This is a genomic window from Sporosarcina sp. P17b, assembly GCF_002743115.1.
GTDB classification, from domain to species: domain Bacteria; phylum Bacillota; class Bacilli; order Bacillales_A; family Planococcaceae; genus Sporosarcina; species Sporosarcina ureae_C.
In genome coordinates this window covers 1-22,550 of the sequence record NZ_PDYP01000003.1, presented here as the reverse complement: position 1 = coordinate 22,550, position 22,550 = coordinate 1, and the positions used below count along the sequence as shown (strand labels likewise).

The following is a 22,550-nucleotide window of genomic DNA, read 5'->3' as shown; positions in this document are numbered from 1 at the left end:
ACGATGATAGAGTAACAATCCTTTGTAAGTCATCTGACAGAATCTACAAAAATGGCAAAAAATAAAAAGTGATAATTAGTCTCCATGTAGACAGGAAAACCTCATCTTATAAAAAGATGAGGTTTTCTGCTGTTTTATTCTCCGTCTCGATACGTAACAGCTGTACCGGTTGCAATGCACATCATCATACCTTCACGAACCATCTCGAAATCCAAGTCTACCCCAATTACTGCGTTTGCTCCCATAGCACTCGCTTTCTGTGACATTTCGTCGATTGCCGTTTGACGTGCTTCTGTTAGCTTACTTTCATATGCAGCACTGCGGCCACCCACAATATCGGTGACAGACGCAAAAATATCCCGAACGATATTGGCTCCCATAATGGTTTCACCGGATACAATTCCATGATAAGTCTCAATCGTTTTGCCCTGTAGAACATTCGTTGTCGTGTGTAACATCCAATCTCCCCCTTCAATTTGTATATATACGTTATGATGTGAAAATAGGTTTCAATATAACTGCATAGTATGCAAAATCGTCACTAGAATTTCCTATGTCAAAGGGTGTGATTTCCCGGGAAATACTGTCGAGAAAAGTAGTTCTATTCTACGAATCACTAAATAAAGGTGCAAACTGCACTATTCATAAGGTAATATAGGTATATTGATTGAAAGGGGGGAGTTGATTAGATGACTGAGCAAATGTATCAACTTATTTCTATTATTGTCTACATGGTAGCTATGCTGCTAATCGGTTGGTATGCATTCAAGCGAACCTCGAATCTAACTGATTATATGCTAGGCGGGCGTTCTCTTGGACCAGCAGTCACCGCGTTAAGTGCAGGTGCTTCTGATATGTCGGGTTGGCTATTGATGGGCTTGCCTGGTGCTATCTATTTAAGTGGACTCGGTGAAGCATGGATCGCAATAGGCTTGACAGTGGGTGCTTATCTGAACTGGTTATTTGTTGCACCGCGTTTGCGTGCTTATACCCAAATATCGAATAACTCCATCACCATCCCGAGTTTTTTGGATAACAGATTGAAAGATACATCCCGTTTATTGAGAGTGGCTTCAGGAATAATTATTTTGGTATTCTTCACATTCTACGTATCTTCCGGAATGGTCGCGGGAGGGAAGTTCTTCCAGAGCTCGTTTGGATTGGACTACCATACAGGTCTCATCATCGTATCGGTCGTAGTTCTGGCTTATACATTGTTCGGCGGATTTTTAGCAGTTAGCTATACAGATTTTGTACAAGGTCTAATTATGTTTTTGGCACTGATTTTAGTACCAACGTTCGGAATCTTTGTTACAGGTGGTTTCTCTGAAACAGCAGCAAGTATACGTGAAGTCGACCCGGCGTTGTTTAACATTGTGTCAGGCGTCAGTGTTGTCACAATAATATCCTCAGTAGCATGGGGTCTTGGTTATTTTGGACAGCCACATATCATCGTACGTTTCATGGCGATCACTTCAGTGAAAGAGACAAAGAGTGCGAGAAGAATCGGTATTGGCTGGATGTTGCTGAGTTTGATCGGTGCGATCGCTACTGCGCTCATTGGTATAGCATACTTCCAGCAAAATAGTGTGGAATTGGCAGATCCTGAAACAGTCTTTATTGTTCTGGGGCAGATCATATTCCATCCGCTCATCGCAGGTATCATGCTGGCGGCTGTATTGGCGGCTATTATGAGTACGATCTCTTCACAGTTGATTGTGACATCATCGGCTTTGATTGAAGACTTGTATAAAGCGGTGATAAAAACTGACGCTTCTGAGAGTCGCTATGTGTTTTTAGGGCGTATGGCAGTACTAGTGGTGGCGATTATTGCAATGGTTCTTGCTTGGCCTAATAAAGAATCTGTTTTAAAACTTGTTTCGTTTGCATGGGCAGGTTTTGGAGGAGCGTTTGGCCCGATTATTCTCTTATCATTATACTGGAGAAAGCTCACGGCTAAAGGAGCATTATACGGTATGATTATTGGTGCTATAACGGTAGGGATTTGGGGAAGTATAGATTTCCTTCACGATGCATTGTATGAAATTGTTCCTGGATTTGCATTGTGTCTACTTGTTGCGGTTCTCGTAAGTAAAGTAACGTATAAACATGATCCGGTTATTCAAAAAGAATACGATGACACGTTGGAGTTACTAGAAGAAGAATAATACATAAAAGCCATCCTCGCTTTGCGAGGATGGCTTTTATAGTATTAAGCTAGTTTCACAATGGTTCTGCCACGTGCTTGACCTTTCAATAATGTCGGAAGGGCATCGGAAAGTTCATGTAAAAAGATTTCCTGTTGAACGAGTTGCTCTAAATTAGAAAGCTTCAAGTCATTTGCAAGTCGGTCCCAAACTTTTTTGCGAGTTTCCATCGGGCAATAGACCGAATCAATACCGAGCAAATTCACTCCACGTAAGATAAATGGGAAGACGGCCGTCGGAATTTTTGTTCCAGCGGTTAATCCGCTCACTGCCACCGATCCACCATAATCGATTTGACTTAACAAAGAAGCGAGTGGTTCTCCGCCAACCGGATCTACGGCTGCTGCCCACTTTTGTTTACCAAGAGCTCGGATCTTTCCGTCATACACCTCTTCGCGGGAAACAATCGAAGTTGCCCCAATAGACTTCAAATAAGCATGTTCCTCATTTTTACCTGTACTTGCTTCGACTTCATAACCGAGCTTCGATAAAAATGAAATCGCAAAACTTCCAACACCGCCTGTTGCTCCAGTTACTAGCACCTTACCTTTTTCAGAAGATAAATGATTTTCCTCTAAACGTTGAACGGACAATGCAGCCGTGAAGCCAGCTGTTCCAATAATCATAGCTTCCTTTAATGAAAGACCTTCCGGAAGTGGAACTACCCACTCTGATTTCACGCTAGCATATTCACTGTATCCACCAAAGTGCGAAACGCCAATTTCATAACTAGTTGCGATGACTTCATCACCCGGTTTAAATCGATCATCTGTTGAAGATTCCACTACCCCAGCTAAGTCGATACCGGGTATCATTGGGTAGCTCTGTACGATATTTCCATTTGGAATCGATGCTAAACTGTCTTTGTAGTTGATGCCTGAATAGTGGACGCGAATCAATACGTCACCTTCAGGCAGATCGTTTAATGTGAGCTGTTTAACCTGTACTGAAAATTCTTCTTCGTGCTTGTCTACTACAAGAGCGTTAAATAATTGTGTCATGTGAATCTCCTTCCTAAGTTGAACTTTACTGTACTTGTAGTGTAACGCAGTAAGTCCATTCGTTCAAAGTGTAGGATTTACTGCATTTATAACGCGTCCGTCACTTCGTCACCTTCAGGAAGATATTCGTATAAACCAATTTTCTTCAAGCCTTTTTTTATCTTTGTCGTGTAGCCAAGTTTTTCATTCGATAGGAAGGTAGCCTTAGAAATGATTAGTTGCTTCAATGTTGGCAATTGACTAGGATCAATTCGCTGCCAAAGTTGATACGATTCAATCAAGTCTTCCAATGTCAGATGTTTATAATCATCACCTTCAAATTTGGATTCAGGGGAAATCTTGTACCAGATGTCACCATTATCTCGAATCCATTTATCCTTTTGATAAGTAATTGCACGCTGTATATTACGCGCGGTTTGAAGATATCGCCAATCACCGAACTCTTGATAGGACATGAGCAAGATATTCATTCCGCCTAGAGCATGGTTCATGGATGTGTGTGTCGTGACTTTCTGATTAATCGGGAAGTAGTCCGCAATGTAAAACGCATCGCTAGCTACACGATTAATATTTCCTTTTTGTTGTTGAGAAACAAGTAGGTCCGCATAATCACGCAACGGTTCATTCGCAGAAGGAATTCCAAACTCCCCGCCAATTTTATAATAGAATAACGCGATTTGTTCATTGAAACGTGTATCGATGAACGGTGCGTGAATATCATATAAGTTTTTCAAATACGTACTTGTTACTTCTGTTTCCCAATAATCTTTATCTTGTTTAAAATTCTTCAAGTTGACGAAAGCGTTATAGACCAGATTTTCAAAGTACCGTCCTTTATTTTCATGGTAAAGGGTCAGTGCGCGATCTTCTTTCAGCATTAATAATGTACGACCGTAGTTTTGCCCCGTAATAGGCATAGGTTCTGTAGAGTCCGCTAGCTTATTATACGATCCATCTGCCGTGTACCACTTATTACGCTTCTTGTGGTTTTGGCTAGTTTCTCTCATCCACTTGAATATGTCTTCTTTTGAATTGAACAATTGTTCATCGGAGTCTACATACCAATGATCAGCAATTTCCCCTGTATTCGCTTGAAGTGTATAAGAAGATAGCAGTGTTTTACCCGCCAATGCATAGGAAAAGTTTTCCCGCTCGTCCAGAAGTTCGCGTGAGACACTTTGTTCGCCATTATCATAGCGAAGAGATAGTTGTTTGGATTGATACGCTTGCCCAATCATTCGTTCTTCTACCGTGCCGTCTGTCTTAATGAAGCGTAACACGCCTGTTGGATACGTTGTCATATCTGCATCAGCTAAATCCGTGTTTTCCCGCATGAGTGGATAGCGATCGTAGCGGAATAAATCAAAACGTGCGATATTTTGTTCTTTTTGAAGTACTTCTACCGTAATAGATGTTTCAGTAGGATTGGTTAGTTCCGAAAATACAAACACATCTTTATTAGGCAAATCACGGACTGTTAATTTTATTTCTGCACCTTCATTTCCAACAGCGTACGTATATGTGCTGTCACGCGAGAAACCATAGTTAGTTTGCGTAAAGTCTTTATATTCAAATGCCTCCTCAGAGCGCAAATAAAGAGGGTGCGTACTGAACGGTACATTTCCTAAATAGGTCTCGGGTACACTGGTAATATAGGTATCGGATTCTACCGGAGCAGAAAGTGTGTAGTGCTTTGATTGCTTAATGCGGTTGGTTTTCACTAGGATCCCGTGCAATGCTTTTGAAAAATACGCTCTCGAAACAATCGAGTCACCGTAATGAAGAAATTCCTCTATTTGAGGAAACGTGTATACAGGAATGTTCTGCAAAGTAGCTCTATCTGAACTAGATGGCCAACTAGTAGATAACACTTTCCCAATGTCTTTCTCCAGCTTAAAAGCAGTATTGAATGCTTCCCATAGCTCGGTCTTCGTCACGGGTTCATCAAATCCGAAATAGCCTGGACTACTAGGTTGAATCCATCCATTCTTTACAGCAGTTAATGCAAAGCGTCCTTTATCGGAACCCCACGTAATGTCTGAAAAACCATAAGATTTGTCTAGTAGTTCTGAACCGAATATTTTGGATAACGAAACAGCGACCTGTCCTTTAGTTAGGGGAGTTTCGGGATGGAATTGCATGTCGAAATTCCCGGTGATCACTTTCATTTCATCTAGTTGCATAATCTCATTTTTCGCCCAATGGTGGTTGGGAACATCTATATATTTTACATCTGTCGTTTGTGCACTGACAGACTGAATGGAAAAAAAGAGTAGTAGTGCTGTTAAAACAAGTGCGGTATTCCATTTTCTCACCTTCATTACCTCCAGCTGCATTTCAGTTCGATAATATAGTATACCCCAAATAAAATCTTAACAACAACGTGGGAAGCAAATGATTACATATGATACAATCTGAATAGAATGACTGCTTGAAAATTGAAAACAGCGGAGGTTTCTACATGAATAAAGAAGAATTTTTACAACGCTATGCAATTGATCGAAAAGGTACGAACTCCTTGAAATGGGACAAGCTTGAGGAACGTTTCGGTGATGCGGATTTACTTGCAGCATGGGTAGCGGATATGGAATTTAAAGCACCAGAGCAAGTGATAGATGCGATGAAAGAAAAAGTCGACTTTGGAGTATTTGGCTATACATATGCGCCGGATTCTTATTATGACGCATTCATTAAGTGGGAGCGTGATCAGCACGGATATGAAGTGAAACAGGAATGGATGCGCTTCTCTACAGGTGTCGTTACTGCGTTATACTGGTTCGTCAATGCATTTACAAAACCTGAAGATGCCGTGATCATCCTGTCGCCAGTCTATTACCCGTTTGCGAACGCAGTGAAAGATACTGGCCGTACTCTGATCAGTAGCGAACTCGTCAACTCGAATGGTGTCTATACGATCGATTTTGAAGACTTTGAAAAGCAAATAGTAGATCGTGACGTGAAGTTGTTCATTCATTGTACACCGCATAATCCTGTTGGCCGTGTATGGACGGCTGAGGAAGCTGAAAAACTGTTGTCTATTTGTGATAAGCATGACGTGCTAGTTGTATCGGATGAAATCCATCATGATATGACGTTTGACGATCATAAACACATACCATCTGCCATTGTCGCAGACGGTAAATTCGCTGACCGTGTCATAACTGTTACGGCCGCGTCGAAAACATTCAACTTGGCAGGTTTGTTGACATCACAGATTATTATTGAAAACGAAGTGTTATTGAAGCAATTCGATACGTTCGTGAAATCGGTAAATCAGACTGAGGTAAATATGCTTGGCATGACCGCTGCAGAGGCAGCATATAATCATGGCGCAGACTGGCTAGAAGGTTTGCGCGAAGTTGTTCAAGCAAATGCACGCTATGCAGTGGAACAATTTACTGCACATGCACCTAAATTAGTAATTACTCCACTTGAAGGAACGTACTTACTATGGATTGATTTACGCGCATATATCGAGCCAAATGGTGTGAAAGAATTCGTCCAAGATACATGTAGATTAGCTATCGATTACGGAGAGTGGTTCGGAGAAAACTCCAAAGGATTTATCCGTTTGAATCTTGGTACAGAACCGCACTATATTGAAAAGGCAGTCGACAGTATTATCGAGCATTTACCACAGCTATAAGGATATAAAAAGGATCACTACATCGTCAGAGAGACGTTGTGGCGATCCTTTTTTCTTAGACTTCTGAAGGCAGAAATCCGAGAAATGGTTTTAATTCATTCTCAAGAAATGGCTTTGCTTGCAGCATATTTCTAAACGCCGTATAGCGTGTGACTTGCTCAGTACTCGGTTGCTTGTCGTTTCGATAGGCTCGAATCAATATGTTCTTTGGTGTATGTTCCATATCGATGAATTCAACAAGCTGTGCTTCGTAACCGACTAAAGTTAACAGTTCGGCACGAATCGAATCAGTTGCAAGTGCAGCAAAACGTTCCTTTACTAGACCATGCTGCAGCATGACATCCAGTGCAGGAGCTTGAACTTGTGAAAATAGCTCATGCTGACAACAAGGAACGGATAGAATAACCGAAGCTCCCCAGTTAACGGCTTTTGCTAATGCCATATCAGTTGCTACATCACATGCGTGGAGCGTTACGACCATGTCGACTGCCGTATCCCCATCATATTCATTGATATCGCCTACTAAGAATTCGAGCTGATCATAATGCAGATCACGGGCAATTTCCTGACACTCTTCAATAACTTCTTTTTTTAAGTCCAATCCCGTGACCCGAATGTCGAGTCCTTTTTCGATTCGCAAGTAGTGATACAATGCGAACGTCAAATAAGATTTACCTGATCCGAAGTCTAAGATACGAATAGGGCGGTCCTTTGGTAAATGCGATAGAGTGTCATCGATCAATTCGACGAAGCGGTTAATTTGACGAAACTTATCGTGTTTTTGATTTTTGACTTTACCTTCTGGCGTTTGGACACCAAGACGGATAAGGAATGGGTATGGTGTACCTTCATGTAAAGCATAATTCTTTGTCCGATTATGTGCATAGTCAACGGTCTTCTCCGTGTTTAGGAAAATGCGTTTGATGGATACTTTCATTTTTTTAGAAATCTGAATCTGCATCGTTTCATCGGATAAATCAATATGAAACTGTTTGAAGTTTTCCAACGCATCATGAAGCGGCTTTGCCACATCTTCAAGTGCTATATTTTCGTGTTTTAGAACACGTTCATGCTGATATTCAAATTGAATATAAAATGCACCTTTTAATTCAAGTGGTTTTAACTTAATTCTCTTTACATCATTGGATTTCATTCGTGGTCGACTAATGGTCGCGCGGATGAATGTTCCATCTGTCATGCGTCGCTGGAGTAGTTCCAGCACGTCATCTACTGACATTGTTTGACACTCCTGTCTATGTTCAGTTCAATAGGAATCCTTGCTTTTGCAAGAATGCTTGAAGTTCGGCTCTTCTCGGTGCTTCAAGGAAGTCTGCCATTTCCTTTGTCCATGTAGTTTCACGTTGATTGGAGTCGCGGGTAGCGTAGTATTCTTTCATGATTTCATCATATGCTGGTAATAGATCATTGTATTTTTCTTCGTTATACGTATTTTCATGTAAGACTGCTTCTACAGGTAACCGTGGTTTGACACCATTGGATTCATTTGGAACACCAATCGACAAGCCAAATAACGGTACAACACCTTTAGGTAGTTCCAGTACTTCCGAAATTTCTTCCATAGCATTCCGTACGCCGCCGATATAGCAAATACCATACCCTTTTGATTCAGCTGCGATGACGACATTTTGCGAGAATAGACCTACATCAATTGCGCCTACCAATACATTCTCTGCTACGGTATAGTCAATTTCCTGACCGTGTAAACGTGCAGCGTGAGATAATCGGTTGTAGTCCATACAAAAGACCAATACGGCTCCTGCTGTATAGAATTGGCGGCGGTTCTTAGAAAGCTCCGCTAGTTGTCCACGTTTTTCAGTGTCCGTTACATACATGACGGTACAAGCTTGCACAAAGTGAGAACTTGCCGCGTGCTGACCTGCCTTAATTAATTCCATTACTGTTTCTCTTGAGATCGGTTCATCTTTGTAACGTCGAACTGATGAGTGAGACTTTAATAAATCGATTACCATACAATCCCTCCGCATTCGTTTTTATCAGGTCAAAACTTCCTGAAACTATTCTTTTATCCTACACCATTCTGACCTTTCAGGAAACAGAGAAGATTATCTGGACTGCTGTTGATCCCATACTAAGAAAGGTTTTGTTGCATCTGTTATTTTATTCTGAATGAATGGGACAGAACGTTTTTCTGGAGATAGTTGCTGATCCGGAAAGAATTCTATCAGAGGATCTGCAAAACCTATTGCTTGATGCGCCTCTTCTTTACTGCATGCATAAAATATTTGTCCGACAGTAGCCCAATATGACGCACCAAGGCACATCGGACAAGGCTCACCGCTTGCATATAATACACAATCTGACAAATCGTGCGTTTGTAAGTGTGCACACGCTTCTTGGATTGCCAGTAACTCAGCATGGGCTGTTGGGTCATTTACGGTTGACGGTGGATTCACACCTAAACCGATGATTTCTCCATCCTTCACTAGTATCGCAGCAAACGGACCGCCGCCATTCTGAACATTTACTACAGCCAATTCCACTGTATACGTTAGCCATTCTTGATGCTTCATTATGGTTACCTCCTGTCGAAGTAGTTGATTTCCCGAGAAATAGTGTCTGATTTTCTGCTTTCATCATACAAAATATTCGGAACGGAGACAAAGTATTCCATCGTGGGGGAAGTCGGGGAATGCCGTTTGGGAGGAAAGGTTTGTTAAGATAGAAGGAAATCATCTATCAAGGAGGGTATGTTCAGTATGAAACTTGATCACATTGTCTATTTCACTCGCGATCACGTTAAAAACGTAGTCAAAGAACAACGTGCAAAAGGCAATCAGGCAATAGTGGGCGGACAGCATGAGAACTGGGGAACCGCCAATGCATTATTGTATACCGATAATGTATATATTGAATGGCTTACAGTAGAAGATCTCGAAAAAGCGCAAGCCGCAGCCGCCGACCAACCACTTATTGCACAATACTTTTATGATCAGCAACAAGGGGACGGCTGGGCGACTGTATGCTTCTCAGTTGAAGATATGGAACAATGGAAGAAGGAACTAGATAACAAAGGTTTCACAACAACTAAGATTCTTCATGCTTCTCGAAAAACAGAGGAGGGAACAGTGCTTCGTTGGAAGATGCTCTTTATAGAACAAAGTGTATCAAATGAATTACCCTACCCATTTTTTATTGAATGGGAAGAATCAGAAGCACAACGACAGACCCGCCTTGAAAAAACGGGTGCACGTACAGCAACTCATACTCAACAGAGAATTTCAGAATGTGTTTTCCATGTAGAAGATCCATTACGCGAGACAGCGGAGTGGGCAGTGTTATTGTCAAAGAAAGTGGGAGATACACATGACATCCAAATCGGAGATGTTTTATTGCGCTTTGTAGAAAAACAAGACACAGTACAACGCTTGGCGGGGATTCATTGCACATTGAACGATTAGGCAACAGAACGAAGGGTAAACTATATGTAAAGACGTCGGAGGGATGCTAGCATGGATGTGTTAATTGAAAAAGCCGTAATTGTCGGCGTGCACGAACAAAAGGATTTGCATTTTGAATATGCAATGGAAGAGTTGAAGAACTTAGCTGAAGCAATAGATGTAGAAGTCGTAGGTGAAGTGTCACAAAATCTGGAACGAAAAAATCCATCCACTTATATTGGAAAAGGAAAGATTGATGAAATCCGGGACATTTATGAAGATGCGGAAGCAAATTTACTCATATTCAATGATGAATTATCTCCTTCTCAGTTGCGAAATCTTGAAAGGGAACTAGAATGTAAAATCATCGACCGTACGATGCTTATATTGGATATTTTTGCGAGACGCGCACGCAATCGAGAAGCACAAATGCAAGTCGAATTGGCACAACTACAATATACATTGCCCCGACTTGTTGGACTTCGTGCATCACTCAGCAGACAAGGTGGCGGTACGGGAGGCGGCTTGCAGAATAAAGGGGCCGGTGAAACAAAGCTTGAGCTCGATCGCCGAAAGATTGAAGATCAGATTGCTAAACTACGACGGGAACTTGAGCATGTAAGTGACCAACGTGATACGCAACGAAAACAACGAGTAAGAAGCGGTATACCTGTCGTATCTATCGTGGGCTATACAAACGCGGGGAAATCGACGTTGATGAATCGCTTATTGCAATATACGGATGTCGATGAATCCAAAGAGGTTAGTGAAAAGAATATGTTATTCGCAACGCTTGAAACCGCTGTTAGAAAGATCAAGCTCTCTGACAAAAAAGAATTCATTTTGACGGATACGGTAGGGTTCGTTTCCAAACTCCCGCACCATCTCGTCCAAGCATTCCGTTCGACGCTAGAAGAAGCTAAGAATGCAGATTTATTATTGCATGTCGTGGATGTTTCTGATGAAGAACATGGCCATATGATGGATGTAACCAATGAAACCTTAGAAGATATAGGCGTGAAGAGTATTCCTACCCTCAATATATATAATAAATCGGACTTGGCTGAAATCTCCTATCCACGCATAAAAGATCAAAGTATTTGGATGTCTGCTGGCGAAAATAAAGGTATCACTGAATTGTTAACATTGATTCAGCAAAACTTATTCCGTCAATATGTCACATGTAAGCTAATGATTCCATATGATCGTGGCGAAATCGTCGCACATCTTAATGAAAATGCCTCAATTAAAGATACTGCGTACGAAGAAGAAGGAACCGTTATCACAGTAGAGATGCCACAAAGTGAATGTGAACGACTGAAAGAATTTGTTCTGAAGTAAGTATAATTGAAGAAAGGCAAAAAAAGAGCTGCACGCGCAATGCGTGCAGCTAAAACCTTTTATCTTTATAAGAAGAGAAAGGGGGTGGGATGCTTCTAGTTTGCCCGATTGACGAGAATCTAAACCTCTTGACGAAAAATAAGATGAAATACTTAGAGCACTCGTTTATATAGACCAAGAATTTCACTTATTCATTTGGGAGAAAGGATACAAATCGGTAAATATTGGTCGCACTATGAACCCTTTTCTTTGGTCAACCGTACAACTACTTAAGAACAGTATATAAAAGGAGCGATGAATTCTATGAAAAAGTGGACAACGATTTTAACAGCAGGAACGCTAGCGTTTGTATTGAGTGCTTGTGGTCAAACAGCTGAGCCGAAAGAAGATCCAATGACAGGTGAAAAAGAAGAAGTAGTCGTAAAAAGTGAACTAACAGCCGGTGAAGTAATGGAAAAGGCAAATGCTGCTTCAGAAACTCAACATAGTCTGCATTCCGACATGGAAATTAAGCAGAAGATTCAAATGGGAGAAGATACGCATGATGTTGACTCAACAATTAGTATGGACATGATCTTAGAACCGTTGGCTATGCATCAAACGGTCAATACGCAATTAGAGGGTGAAGAAGTGGCTGTAGAGCAGTTCATTACAGAAGACGGTTTCTTCATGAAAGACCCACAATTGGGGAGTTGGATGAAGTTCGAAGATGATATGTACGAACAAATAACGGGACAAATTGCGGGTGCGCAAGAATCACCAGTAGATTTCTCTATGTATCAGGAATATGCAGATGATTTTACATTCGAACAGACGAATGATGAATATGTACTAACATTGAAAGGCTCCGGTGAAAAATTCACGACGCTTATGAATGATATGATGAAACAAAACATGCCAGCGGGAGCAGATGAATCCTTATTAGAAGAATCAGATATGAAAGTGGAAAAAGTGGATATGAAAATCACACTCGATAAAAAGACATTCTTTACGAAAGACTTTGATATGGATATGATTATGGTTCTGGAACAGCAAGGGGAACAAGCTAAAATTACACAAAACATTAAAGGGACTATGACAAAAATCAATGAAATTGAAGAAATCAAAGTGCCTAAGGAAATACTTGAAAGTGCAGTAGATATGAGTGATATGATGAATCAGCAATAAAAAAACGTTTTCCGTATTACACGGAAAACGTTTTTTTACTGCTTAAAGCAATTTATGGAACAAAACATAGTATTGAAGTCTCATTGTTTGGGTTCTACAAAAAGTATTGATAATGATTTTCAGTTAGCGGTTGACATCATATGCTAAACGCGTTAATGTTGTTCATGAGCGAATGATAATCATTTTCATTTAAGTGATAAAAGCTCAAATATTCGATATCGAGGTTCTTCATGAAGAAACGTTACTTAATTATAGCGGTTATACTTCTATCATTCGTTTCGCTGTTTGTTGGCGCAAGCCGAATCACACCAGCGGACCTATTAGACTGGCGCTCAGAAGAAACAGAGATTTTCTTAATTAGTCGAGTTCCACGATTAGTCGCGATACTGCTTGCAGGTGCCGGAATGAGTATTGCCGGTTTAATCATGCAACAACTTAGCCGAAATAAATTCGTTTCCCCAACTACGGCAGGCACATTAGACGCGACCAAGCTTGGAATCTTAGTATCTATGTTGATATTTACTAACGCAACACTACTTGAAAAAATGGCGGTCTCATTCACATTTGCCTTACTTGGTACATTCTTGTTCATGCAAATCCTTGACCGTATTAAATTTAAAGATGCGATATTCATTCCGCTTGTTGGATTGATGTTCGGTAGCATCTTATCTTCCATTACCACATTCTTTGCATTTAAAGCTAACGTGATTCAGAACATGTCTGCTTGGCTTCAAGGAGACTTTTCCATGATCATGAAAGGCCGTTATGAGCTTTTATACATCAGTATTCCTGTGTTAATCATTACATATTTATATGCGAATCGATTTACAGTGGCGGGAATGGGAGAAGATTTTGCCAAGAACTTAGGACTGGCTTACAAGAGTATAGTCAATATTGGATTAGTCCTAGTCGCATTGATTACGACAACTGTAGTATTGACAGTGGGACTGATTCCTTTCTTAGGATTAATCATCCCGAACATCGTCTCCATCTTTAAAGGAGATCATCTACAAAAGACGTTGCCACATACCGCATTACTAGGCGCGGTTTTCCTTCTTATCTGTGACATTCTGGGCAGGGTTATTATATTCCCGTATGAGATCTCGATTAGTTTAATGGTCGGTGTCATCGGAAGCGCAATCTTCCTGTTCTTGTTGTTTAGGGGGAAAGCTTATGCGTAACAGAACGAAGTTACTAATTTTACTAGCATTTTCATTGGTGTTTTGTGGATTATATTTATTCCATGACTTGAACGGTAGTTATGACTATGCGCTTCCTAGAAGAGCCATTAAAGTAGTCGCGATGGTTTTGACAGGTGTCGCTGTGGCATATTCCACCGTCATTTTTCAGACGATTACGCATAACCGTATCCTGACACCGAGTATTATGGGATTGGATTCATTGTATATCCTGTTGCAAACCGTCCTAATATTCTTTTTCGGATCAACATCATTCGTACTGATTAATCAGCAATTCAACTTCATGCTATCGGTTGGAGCGATGGTATTGTTCGCTTTGCTGCTCTATCACTTTTTATTTGGCAGAGGAAACCGTCCAATCTACTTCTTGTTGTTGGTCGGTATTATAGTCGGTACATTCTTTGGAAGTATTTCTACATTCCTGCAAGTGATGATTGACCCGAATGAATTCTTGCGCGTGCAAGATAAGATGTTTGCGAGTTTTAACAATATTAATGGGGATCTCGTCTGGTGGGCATTTGCCATACTGGTCATCACGCTGATTATCGGTTGGCGCTATATCAATGAGCTTGATGTCTTATCATTGGGTCGCGATACAGCGATAAACCTCGGTGTGCCGTATCAGAAAGTCGTCAAACTGATGCTGATCCTGTCCGCCGTGTTAATTGCGGTATCCACGGCACTCGTAGGACCGATTACATTCTTCGGATTAATCGTCGCCAATTTGTCGTATCAATTCTTTAAAACATTTAAGCATTCAATCTTAATCATGGGTGCTGCGTTGATGAGTATCATTGCATTAGTCGGCGGTCAGTGGATCGTCGAACGCATCTTCTCTTTCTCGACCACACTGAGTGTGATCATTAACTTTGTCGGTGGCATGTACTTTATTTACTTATTATTAAAGGAGAGTCGATCCTCATGATTCAAGTTCGTGAGCTAACGAAATTTTATGGCAAAAAAGCAGTCGTCGAAAAGGTCAGTGTAAATATACATCGTGGAAAAATCACATCATTCATTGGACCAAACGGGGCTGGTAAATCTACTCTTCTTTCAATGGTAAGTCGATTAATGGATGCCGACACGGGCGAAGTATTGCTTGATAAACATAAAGTAAAAGAAATGAAATCCAATGACTTTGCTAAGCGCGTTGCGATATTAAAGCAATCCAACTTCATGAACGTTAAGTTGACAATCCGTGAACTCGTCGCATTCGGCCGTTTCCCGCACTGTAAGGGCCGTTTGCAAGATGAAGATGAGCGGATGGTTGATCAGGCGCTTGAATATATGGGCTTGATCGACATGCAAGAAGCTTATTTGGATGAATTATCCGGTGGACAGCGTCAACGAGCTTTCATTGCGATGACGATTGCACAAGATACGGATTATATTTTACTGGATGAGCCGCTAAATAACTTGGATATGAAACATTCTGTACAGATTATGAAAATCTTGCGTCAGCTTGTTGATGATTTAGGAAAAACAGTGGTTATCGTCTTGCATGACATTAACTTTGCGTCCGTCTATTCAGACCGTATCGTTGCATTAAAGAATGGTAAAGTCGTCAAGGACGGTTTAACCAACGATATTATTACATCAGAGTCATTGCGTGAGATCTATGATATGGAGATTCCGATTCAACAAATGAAGAATTGCCGTATTTGCGTCTACTTTAACTCGTAAAATCAAATTGAAAAGTGAGGACTATAATTCAGATGAAAAAACTTACACTCTCCCTATTTGCACTAATCTTAATGCTTGCACTAGCTGCTTGTGGCGGTGCAAAAGAAGAAGAAAAACCTGCAGACAACGCAACACCTGAAGATAAGCCAGCTGAAGAAAGTACGGAAGTAACAATTGAACATGAACTTGGCGAAACAACACTTGAGAAAAACCCTGAAAAAGTTGTAGTATTCGACTTTGGAACTTTGGATACATTAGATGAGCTTGGAGTAGAGGTAGCAGGTCTTCCACAATCAAACGTACCTGGTTACCTATCTAAGTATGAAGATGAAAAGTATGAAAACCTTGGTAGTTTGAAAGAGCCTGACTTTGAAGCAATCAATGAAATGAAGCCTGATGTAATTCTGATCTCTGCTCGTCAAGCAGATTTGTATGACCAGTTGTCTGAAATCGCACCAACTATCTACTTGGGCGTTGATACATCTAACTATATGGAATCTTTCAAAGAGAACATGGGTAAAATTGCTACAATCTTCGATAAAGAAGATGAAATGAATACTGAATTAGCAAATGTAGATGCAAGCATCGAAGAAATCAAAGCTAAAACTGAAGGAATCGACAGCAAAGCATTGATCGTCTTGGCAACTGAAGGAAAAGTAAGTGCATACGGTCCAAGCTCACGTTTCGGACTAGTTCACGACGTATTCGGTTTTGAACCGGCTGATGACAAAATTGAAGTTTCTACACATGGACAAAATATTACGTTTGAATATATCTTAGAAACAAACCCAGATATTCTTTTCGTGATCGACCGCGACGCAGCAATTGGTAACGGTGCAACAGCAAAAGATTCGGTTGAAAATGACCTAGTGAAGAAAACAAATGCATTCAAGAACGAAAAAATGGTTTATTTGAATGGTGAATACTGGTACCTATCTGGTGGCGGACTTCAATCAATCAAAGAAATGATCAAAGAAGTAGAAGCTGGACTATAAGAATGAAGGTAAACCCGGGAGACTTAGTCTTCCGGGTTTTTTCATTTTTGTGTTGGTAAATAGATGTAGCGTGCTCAATGAACTGGCTTGAACGCTCTATCGGACTCCGTGAGTGCTCTATCGGTCTTCGCAACCGCTCTATAGGCCCACATAAATGCTCATAGCCCCAATTTCAACCTCAACCCCAACCCCAATCCCATCCCACCAAGCAGCACCTCAAAAACACTAGTCAAATACATAGACAAAGTGCTATAATGACACATGTAAAGACACCTAAAGATTACATAATGGAAAGGTAGAAGACAGGTGAAGAAGAAAGAGATTTCAAGGAATAAATTATTAGGCATCGCGGGTACGGGATGGATGTTCGATGCGATGGATGTCGGAATTTTATCCTTCATCATTGCTGCGCTCGCTGTTGAATGGAATCTAACTTCAACAGAGATGGGATGGATAGGCAGTGTGAACTCTATCGGTATGGCCATCGGAGCATTCGGCTTCGGTTTATTAGCCGATCGGATTGGACGAAAACATGTATTCATGCTGACGTTGGTGTTGTTTTCCGTAGCGAGTGGCTTATCCGCGCTGACGACGACTCTGTGGGCATTCTTGGCATTGCGTTTCTTAGTCGGAGCAGGATTGGGTGGGGAACTCCCAGTCGCATCGACGCTTGTGTCAGAAAGTGTTTCGGCAAAAGAGCGTGGGCGGGTAGTCGTTCTGTTGGAAAGTTTTTGGGCGGCTGGTTGGCTTATTGCTGCGTTGATCGCATATTTTGTAATTCCTGCATTCGGTTGGCGTGTCGCTTTGATCATCACGGCTTTGCCTGCTTTCTATGCAATTTATCTACGCCGAAATTTACCGGATTCCAAAAAGTTTGAAGAAGAAGGTAAAACGACAGAAACGACAGGTCATAAACTTAAACAATTACTTGCTCCGGCATTCAGGAAACGAACGATTATGTTGTGGATCGTTTGGTTTGCTGTTGTCTTCTCATATTACGGTATGTTCCTGTGGTTACCGAGTGTCATGGTGATCAAAGGTTTCAGTCTGATCAAAAGCTTTGGCTATGTATTACTCATGACATTGGCACAGCTTCCTGGTTATTTCAGTGCCGCATGGCTAATCGAGCGCATGGGACGTAAATTTGTTCTGGCTACTTATTTATTTGGAACGGCAATCAGTGCGCTTGCTTTCGGTAATGCGGAGACATTGACTACATTGATGCTAGCTGGTGCATTTCTATCCTTCTTCAACCTAGGTGCGTGGGGAGCACTCTATGCTTATTCTCCGGAACAATATCCTACAGCCATTCGAGCTACGGGGTCTGGAGTCGCTGCTGCTATTGGGCGCGTAGGAGGCATTTTCGGACCGCTTCTTGTAGGCTCGTTGTTAGCAGCAGGCTATGGGTTCGGAATCATCTTTGGCATTTTTTGTGCAGCTATTATGGTAGGAGTGCTAGCTGTGATCTTCCTTGGAACAGAAACGAAACAAACCGAATTGACATAGTATAAAGTAAGCCGTTTCCATTTAACATAAATGGGAGCGGCTTTTTCAATGGCTAACATTTTTGATTCTACGCAGAAACCTTTATAATTACAGAAAGGAGTGGATACGATGTTTCGCATACCAGATGAAATGGTGCGTATAGCTTTAGAACGTAGCGAAGGATTTCCGGTAGAAGGCTTTGTCCGTGGAGAAGGTCCGAAATCACCTACACTCTTATTGATCGGAGAGGCGCCAGGGGAACATGAAGCGATACATGGTGTTCCGTTCGTTGGACGTGCAGGTGATGAGCTGATGAAGTCACTTTCATCCATCGGTTTAACGCGTGAAGATGTTTATATGACTAGTTCATTCCGAAGTAGACCTTATAAATGGGGGACGAAGAAAGAACGAGATGGAACGTTAACGGAACGTAAATATAATCGTCCACCGACACAAAAAGAGCAACTGGCCCATGCGCTTGTACTTGATTTTGAAGTAGCAAATCTTCAACCTAAGCTCATTGTGACACTTGGTAATATTGGTTTGCAGCGATTGCTTGGAAAACATGCGAAGGTCACAGCCTTGCATGGACAAGTTCTTACGCAACCTGTTCAATATTTGGCGGCATTAGAAGATAAACAATATAGTTTAACGGATGAATCCTACACGATATTACCGACATTCCATCCAGCATCCGTATTTTATCGCCCATCTCTTAGACCCGAACTTGAAGCCGATTGGCAGCGTATCGGTGAGTATCTTCAAGGGCTTACGCAACATGCATTTGAATAAGGTAGAAAAGAGGGTACATCATGAGTGCTCAAGCAAAACCAAAAGGATCCATTAAAAACTTTATGAGTTTAGTTAAAATGTTACATTGGCCAATAGCCGTGACGGTCTTCGCATTGATACTTTCTCTAGTTGAAACAGCTGCAGGACTGGCTGTACCGTTAATTACTAAAGATTTAGTGGACTCTTTCACAAGTGAATTACTAAATTGGAAAACGGGTATCTTCTTGCTCGTCTTATTTGTAGTGCAAGCAATTGCCGGTGGATTTTCCTACTACATGCTTGCCTACATAGGCGAGACGGTAGTTGCGGACTTGCGCAATCAATTATGGCAAAAGGTACTCCGGTTGCCTGTACCGTACTTTGATCAAAATGAAACGGGAGAAACGATGAGCCGCATCACACAAGATACCACTGTATTAAAATCCCTCGTCTCAGAGCATCTAGTATCGTTCATTTCGGGTATGATCTCCATTATCGGAGCGGTCATTATTCTATTGGTACTGGATTGGAAAATGACGGTTATTATGTTAGTCAGTATACCCATCAGTATGGCGATTCTGTATCCGCTTGGGCGGTTAATGCATAAAGTTGCAAAAGCAACACAAGCTGAAATGGCGAAGTTTTCCGGGCATCTCGGACGTGTGCTTGGAGATATACGTTTAGTGAAAGCGTATCGCGCAGAACCTGCTGAAGGTGAAAAAGGAAAAATTGCCATTCAGTCTTTGTTTCGATATGGGATGAAAGAAGCGAAAATCCAAGCAGTAATTTCGCCTATTATGATGTTGACTATGATGGGTATCCTAGTAGTGATTCTTGGATACGGTGGAGCCCAAGTCGCAAAAGGCGCATTATCGGCCGGAACGCTCGTCGCAATTATATTCTTGTTATTTCAGATTATCGTACCATTTGCACAAATGGCTCAGTTTTTCACTTCATTCCAAAAAGCAGTAGGTGCAACGGAGCGAATTCAAGGGATTTTGCGAATGGATTCAGAGTCTGCAGAAGGTAACAGTATAACGAAAGCAGAAGAAGCCATTACGTTTTCAAATGTTCATTTTTCATATGAAGAGGGAAAGAACGTAGTGAACGGAATTTCATTCAAAGCTGAGCCAGGCACTGTAACGGCATTTGTCGGACCAAGTGGTGGCGGGAAGACGACGATCTTTTCACTGGTAGAAAGATTTTATCAACCTACATCTGGGGAAATACGAGTTGGAGAAAATCCGATCGATACTATTCCTTTATCTGATTGGCGAAAGCGCATAGGCTACGTCTCACAAGAAAGCCCGTTACTCAGCGGAACCATTCTCGACAATATTGCATATGGTCTTGAAGAAAGACCACCTATTGAACAAGTTATTGAAGCTGCAAAAGCTGCCAATGCTTATACTTTCATAAAAGATATGCCTGATCAATTCGATACGATGGTAGGGGAGCGTGGCATGAAGCTCTCTGGGGGGCAGCGCCAGCGAATTGCGATTGCACGTGCGTTACTGCATAATCCTAAGATTTTATTATTGGATGAAGCTACATCAAATTTAGATAGTGGTTCGGAAACGCATGTTCAAGAAGCGCTACGTCATTTAATGTACGGTAGGACGACTCTCATTATTGCGCATCGGTTAGCAACGGTGCTGCATGCAGATCAACTATTATTTTTAGAGAATGGCCAGATCACCGGTAGAGGAAATCACACAGAACTATTAAATACACATGATCTCTATCGTGAATTCGCAACAGGACAAGGCTTGGCATAAGAAGTGAAAGGAGAAGATAGTATGTATGAACCGATAGATCCATCGTTCTTTGATGCTCCTGTCTTAGAGCTTGCTCGCAATTTAGTCGGCCAATATATTGTCCATGAACAACCCGAAGGACTATCAGTAGTCAGGATTGTGGAAACAGAAGCGTATCATGGGGCCGAAGACCGTGCTGCACATAGTTACGGTAACCGTAGAACGAAACGTACGGAAGTGATGTTCGGAGAGCCGGGATCCGTCTATACATATCAGATGCACACCCATGTACTGATGAATGTCGTGAGCGCACAAGAAGGTACACCTCATGCGGTCTTATTACGTGCGGGTGAGCCGATAGAGGGAGTAAGTCATATGCAGGCAAGGCGCGGCATACACATTAAGAAAGTGACGGATCTTACGAATGGGCCAGGCAAGCTTTCCAAGGCGCTTGGAGTGACGATGTCATACTATGGGCATCATTGGACGCAAAAGCCTCTCTATATCGCAGAGGGCTTACCTCAAAGCGAGATAGAAGCCGGGCCACGAGTAGGGATTGGGAATACAGGAGAAGCTGTACATTATCCTTGGCGTTTTTACGAAAAAGACAATCCGTTCGTCTCGAAATATAGAAAATAGGCTAACGAACATTTTAGATGTATCTAGCTACAGAGAAGAATAGGGGAAATCATGAAGAAATTATTAAAAATGGGCAGTGCTTTTATTGGAATCGTTGTAGGAGCAGGATTTGCTTCTGGCAATGAAATCATTACGTATTTTACGAGCTTCGGCTATTTAGGCATGATTGGCGCAGTAATTTGTACGGCCCTGTTCGCGTATTTAGGAATGACATTAACGCGTCTTGGAAGTAGAATGCAGACACCATCGCATAAAGACGTAATCTACAAAATCAGCGGACGTTATCTAGGCGTCATCGTGGATGGCATTATTATCTTCACGCTATTTGGCGTTGGAGTGGTGATGCTTGCAGGTGCAGGCGCCAATTTACACCAGCAATTCGGCTTGCCGACGTATGTAGGTAGTTTACTAATGATAGTATTAGTGTTCTTGACGGTATTATTAAACGTAGATAAGGTAGTTGCGATAATCGGCAGTGTCACGCCGTTTTTAATTATTGCGGTAGTCGCTGTATCTGTTTATAGTATCGTCACGATGGATACAACGTTCGCTGTTCTTGACCCTATTGCAAAAGCCCTGCCCACAACATTGCCTAACTGGTTTATATCTGCCATTAATTATGTATCGTTTAATATTGCGCTAGGTGCACCGATGGCGATTGTCATGGGGAGTGCGGAGAAAAATGAAAAAACAGCAGCATGGGGAGGATTTGCAGGTGGCTTTGGATTGGGTATTTTAATTCTGTTAAGTCACTTGGCGATCTTCTCGCAAGTAGAGAGCGTAGCAGGGGCAGAATTGCCGATGCTTGCGGTTATTAATAATATTTCACCGATCTTTGCTATTTTCATGGCATGTATTTTGTACGGCATGATATTCAATACAGCAGTTAGCATGTTCTATGCATTTGGTGCTCGGTTCATCAAAAGTGGCACGCTAAAGTTTAAAGTGTTTGTAGCATTATCACTAGTAATTGGCTATGTACTTAGCTTCTTTGGATTTACTAAATTGGTCAGTACGCTATATCCAGTTGTTGGCTATTTGGGTTTGTTTTTAGTAGCAGCACTCATCATGGCTTCATTCCGTATGCCGAATAAAATATAAAAAATGAGGCTGGGACATAACTAGCCAGAAGTGAGCCAAAAAAGGGTTCGATCATCGGTTTTTGATGATCGAACCCTTTTTGTATAGAAATCCTTGTACGACTTCTATACATTTACCTCCCTGGCAGTGTACTTTCTCA

20 protein-coding genes are annotated in these 22,550 nt (G+C 41.5%); 14 read left to right on the top strand and 6 right to left on the bottom strand.

Annotated features, from left to right (window positions below; all coding sequences use genetic code 11):
* Nucleotides 1-134 precede the first annotated feature (134 nt).
* Complete coding sequence (locus tag CSV76_RS04045) at nucleotides 135-458, bottom strand: YbjQ family protein (protein WP_085427412.1); 324 nt, start codon at nucleotides 456-458, stop codon at nucleotides 135-137.
* Between the two features lie 231 nt (nucleotides 459-689).
* Between CSV76_RS04045 and putP the strand changes: the two genes are divergently transcribed.
* Nucleotides 690-2,168, top strand: a complete 1,479-nt coding sequence (gene putP / locus CSV76_RS04040; protein ID WP_099624822.1) for a sodium/proline symporter PutP — start codon at nucleotides 690-692, stop codon at nucleotides 2,166-2,168.
* 44 nt (nucleotides 2,169-2,212) lie between these two features.
* Here putP and CSV76_RS04035 read toward each other — a convergent pair whose 3' ends face one another.
* Entirely contained in the window at nucleotides 2,213-3,208 is a 996-nt protein-coding gene (locus tag CSV76_RS04035; protein WP_099624821.1) for an NADPH:quinone oxidoreductase family protein, read from the bottom strand.
* Nucleotides 3,209-3,294: 86 nt separating this feature from the next.
* The gene (locus CSV76_RS04030) at nucleotides 3,295-5,523 is read right to left on the bottom strand and encodes an S-layer homology domain-containing protein (RefSeq protein WP_158232616.1); all 2,229 of its coding nucleotides are present in this window, start codon (nucleotides 5,521-5,523) and stop codon (nucleotides 3,295-3,297) included.
* Nucleotides 5,524-5,669: 146 nt separating this feature from the next.
* Here CSV76_RS04030 and CSV76_RS04025 point away from each other — a divergent pair, with 146 nt between their 5' ends.
* Nucleotides 5,670-6,854: a MalY/PatB family protein gene (locus tag CSV76_RS04025; RefSeq protein ID WP_085427408.1), complete on the top strand. Its 1,185-nt coding sequence runs from the start codon at nucleotides 5,670-5,672 to the stop codon at nucleotides 6,852-6,854.
* A 55-nt stretch (nucleotides 6,855-6,909) separates the two neighbouring features.
* Here the strand turns inward: CSV76_RS04025 and CSV76_RS04020 are convergent, their stop codons facing one another.
* The 3 genes from CSV76_RS04020 to CSV76_RS04010 all read right to left on the bottom strand — a co-directional run bounded on the left by CSV76_RS04020 (nucleotide 6,910) and on the right by CSV76_RS04010 (nucleotide 9,406).
* Entirely contained in the window at nucleotides 6,910-8,091 is a 1,182-nt protein-coding gene (locus tag CSV76_RS04020) for a class I SAM-dependent methyltransferase (RefSeq protein WP_099624820.1), read from the bottom strand.
* 22 nt (nucleotides 8,092-8,113) lie between these two features.
* Complete coding sequence (gene nfsA, locus CSV76_RS04015; protein WP_099624819.1) at nucleotides 8,114-8,845, bottom strand: oxygen-insensitive NADPH nitroreductase; 732 nt, start codon at nucleotides 8,843-8,845, stop codon at nucleotides 8,114-8,116.
* A 93-nt stretch (nucleotides 8,846-8,938) separates the two neighbouring features.
* Nucleotides 8,939-9,406, bottom strand: coding sequence for a nucleoside deaminase (locus CSV76_RS04010; protein WP_085427405.1), 468 nt, complete (start codon nucleotides 9,404-9,406; stop codon nucleotides 8,939-8,941).
* Nucleotides 9,407-9,592: 186 nt separating this feature from the next.
* Here CSV76_RS04010 and CSV76_RS04005 point away from each other — a divergent pair, with 186 nt between their 5' ends.
* The 12 genes from CSV76_RS04005 (at nucleotide 9,593) to CSV76_RS03950 (ending at nucleotide 22,411) form a co-directional block, all read left to right on the top strand.
* Entirely contained in the window at nucleotides 9,593-10,294 is a 702-nt protein-coding gene (locus CSV76_RS04005) for a VOC family protein (RefSeq protein WP_158232615.1), read from the top strand.
* A 51-nt stretch (nucleotides 10,295-10,345) separates the two neighbouring features.
* Nucleotides 10,346-11,614, top strand: coding sequence for a GTPase HflX (gene hflX / locus CSV76_RS04000; protein ID WP_099624817.1), 1,269 nt, complete (start codon nucleotides 10,346-10,348; stop codon nucleotides 11,612-11,614).
* A gap of 303 nt (nucleotides 11,615-11,917) precedes the next feature.
* Nucleotides 11,918-12,781, top strand: coding sequence for a DUF6612 family protein (locus tag CSV76_RS03995; protein WP_099624816.1), 864 nt, complete (start codon nucleotides 11,918-11,920; stop codon nucleotides 12,779-12,781).
* Nucleotides 12,782-13,011: 230 nt separating this feature from the next.
* The gene (locus tag CSV76_RS03990; protein WP_085427401.1) at nucleotides 13,012-13,962 is read left to right on the top strand and encodes an ABC transporter permease; all 951 of its coding nucleotides are present in this window, start codon (nucleotides 13,012-13,014) and stop codon (nucleotides 13,960-13,962) included.
* Nucleotides 13,955-14,905 carry an iron chelate uptake ABC transporter family permease subunit gene (locus CSV76_RS03985; protein WP_085427400.1) on the top strand — a complete coding sequence of 317 codons (951 nt, stop codon included), beginning with the start codon at nucleotides 13,955-13,957 and terminating at the stop codon, nucleotides 14,903-14,905. The genes CSV76_RS03990 and CSV76_RS03985 overlap by 8 nt, the downstream gene beginning before the upstream one ends.
* Complete coding sequence (locus CSV76_RS03980) at nucleotides 14,902-15,663, top strand: iron ABC transporter ATP-binding protein (RefSeq protein ID WP_085427399.1); 762 nt, start codon at nucleotides 14,902-14,904, stop codon at nucleotides 15,661-15,663. Before CSV76_RS03985 ends, CSV76_RS03980 begins: the two co-directional genes overlap by 4 nt.
* 32 nt (nucleotides 15,664-15,695) lie before the next feature.
* Nucleotides 15,696-16,658, top strand: a complete 963-nt coding sequence (locus CSV76_RS03975) for a siderophore ABC transporter substrate-binding protein (protein ID WP_085427398.1) — start codon at nucleotides 15,696-15,698, stop codon at nucleotides 16,656-16,658.
* A gap of 363 nt (nucleotides 16,659-17,021) precedes the next feature.
* Nucleotides 17,022-18,164 carry an MFS transporter gene (locus CSV76_RS03970; RefSeq protein ID WP_199173036.1) on the top strand — a complete coding sequence of 381 codons (1,143 nt, stop codon included), beginning with the start codon at nucleotides 17,022-17,024 and terminating at the stop codon, nucleotides 18,162-18,164.
* 108 nt (nucleotides 18,165-18,272) lie between these two features.
* A complete protein-coding gene (locus tag CSV76_RS03965) occupies nucleotides 18,273-18,935 on the top strand; it encodes a uracil-DNA glycosylase (protein ID WP_099624814.1) in 663 nt (220 codons plus the stop codon).
* 20 nt (nucleotides 18,936-18,955) lie between these two features.
* Complete coding sequence (locus CSV76_RS03960; protein ID WP_099624813.1) at nucleotides 18,956-20,692, top strand: ABC transporter ATP-binding protein; 1,737 nt, start codon at nucleotides 18,956-18,958, stop codon at nucleotides 20,690-20,692.
* Nucleotides 20,693-20,713: 21 nt separating this feature from the next.
* A complete protein-coding gene (locus CSV76_RS03955; RefSeq protein ID WP_099624812.1) occupies nucleotides 20,714-21,310 on the top strand; it encodes a DNA-3-methyladenine glycosylase in 597 nt (198 codons plus the stop codon).
* 51 nt (nucleotides 21,311-21,361) lie between these two features.
* Complete coding sequence (locus CSV76_RS03950; RefSeq protein WP_099624811.1) at nucleotides 21,362-22,411, top strand: YkvI family membrane protein; 1,050 nt, start codon at nucleotides 21,362-21,364, stop codon at nucleotides 22,409-22,411.
* Nucleotides 22,412-22,550 lie beyond the last annotated feature (139 nt).

What these genes read in the sequence shown, in the direction of transcription:
- CSV76_RS04045 (WP_085427412.1), bottom strand. Translation starts at nt 458, where the DNA reads ATGTTACACACGACAACGAATGTTCTACAGGGCAAAACGATTGAGACT.
- putP (WP_099624822.1), top strand. Translation starts at nt 690, where the DNA reads ATGACTGAGCAAATGTATCAACTTATTTCTATTATTGTCTACATGGTA.
- CSV76_RS04035 (WP_099624821.1), bottom strand. Translation starts at nt 3,208, where the DNA reads ATGACACAATTATTTAACGCTCTTGTAGTAGACAAGCACGAAGAAGAA.
- CSV76_RS04025 (WP_085427408.1), top strand. Translation starts at nt 5,670, where the DNA reads ATGAATAAAGAAGAATTTTTACAACGCTATGCAATTGATCGAAAAGGT.
- CSV76_RS04020 (WP_099624820.1), bottom strand. Translation starts at nt 8,091, where the DNA reads ATGTCAGTAGATGACGTGCTGGAACTACTCCAGCGACGCATGACAGAT.
- nfsA (WP_099624819.1), bottom strand. Translation starts at nt 8,845, where the DNA reads ATGGTAATCGATTTATTAAAGTCTCACTCATCAGTTCGACGTTACAAA.
- CSV76_RS04010 (WP_085427405.1), bottom strand. Translation starts at nt 9,406, where the DNA reads ATGAAGCATCAAGAATGGCTAACGTATACAGTGGAATTGGCTGTAGTA.
- CSV76_RS04005 (WP_158232615.1), top strand. Translation starts at nt 9,593, where the DNA reads ATGAAACTTGATCACATTGTCTATTTCACTCGCGATCACGTTAAAAAC.
- hflX (WP_099624817.1), top strand. Translation starts at nt 10,346, where the DNA reads ATGGATGTGTTAATTGAAAAAGCCGTAATTGTCGGCGTGCACGAACAA.
- CSV76_RS03995 (WP_099624816.1), top strand. Translation starts at nt 11,918, where the DNA reads ATGAAAAAGTGGACAACGATTTTAACAGCAGGAACGCTAGCGTTTGTA.
- CSV76_RS03990 (WP_085427401.1), top strand. Translation starts at nt 13,012, where the DNA reads ATGAAGAAACGTTACTTAATTATAGCGGTTATACTTCTATCATTCGTT.
- CSV76_RS03985 (WP_085427400.1), top strand. Translation starts at nt 13,955, where the DNA reads ATGCGTAACAGAACGAAGTTACTAATTTTACTAGCATTTTCATTGGTG.
- CSV76_RS03980 (WP_085427399.1), top strand. Translation starts at nt 14,902, where the DNA reads ATGATTCAAGTTCGTGAGCTAACGAAATTTTATGGCAAAAAAGCAGTC.
- CSV76_RS03975 (WP_085427398.1), top strand. Translation starts at nt 15,696, where the DNA reads ATGAAAAAACTTACACTCTCCCTATTTGCACTAATCTTAATGCTTGCA.
- CSV76_RS03970 (WP_199173036.1), top strand. Translation starts at nt 17,022, where the DNA reads ATGTTCGATGCGATGGATGTCGGAATTTTATCCTTCATCATTGCTGCG.
- CSV76_RS03965 (WP_099624814.1), top strand. Translation starts at nt 18,273, where the DNA reads ATGTTTCGCATACCAGATGAAATGGTGCGTATAGCTTTAGAACGTAGC.
- CSV76_RS03960 (WP_099624813.1), top strand. Translation starts at nt 18,956, where the DNA reads ATGAGTGCTCAAGCAAAACCAAAAGGATCCATTAAAAACTTTATGAGT.
- CSV76_RS03955 (WP_099624812.1), top strand. Translation starts at nt 20,714, where the DNA reads ATGTATGAACCGATAGATCCATCGTTCTTTGATGCTCCTGTCTTAGAG.
- CSV76_RS03950 (WP_099624811.1), top strand. Translation starts at nt 21,362, where the DNA reads ATGAAGAAATTATTAAAAATGGGCAGTGCTTTTATTGGAATCGTTGTA.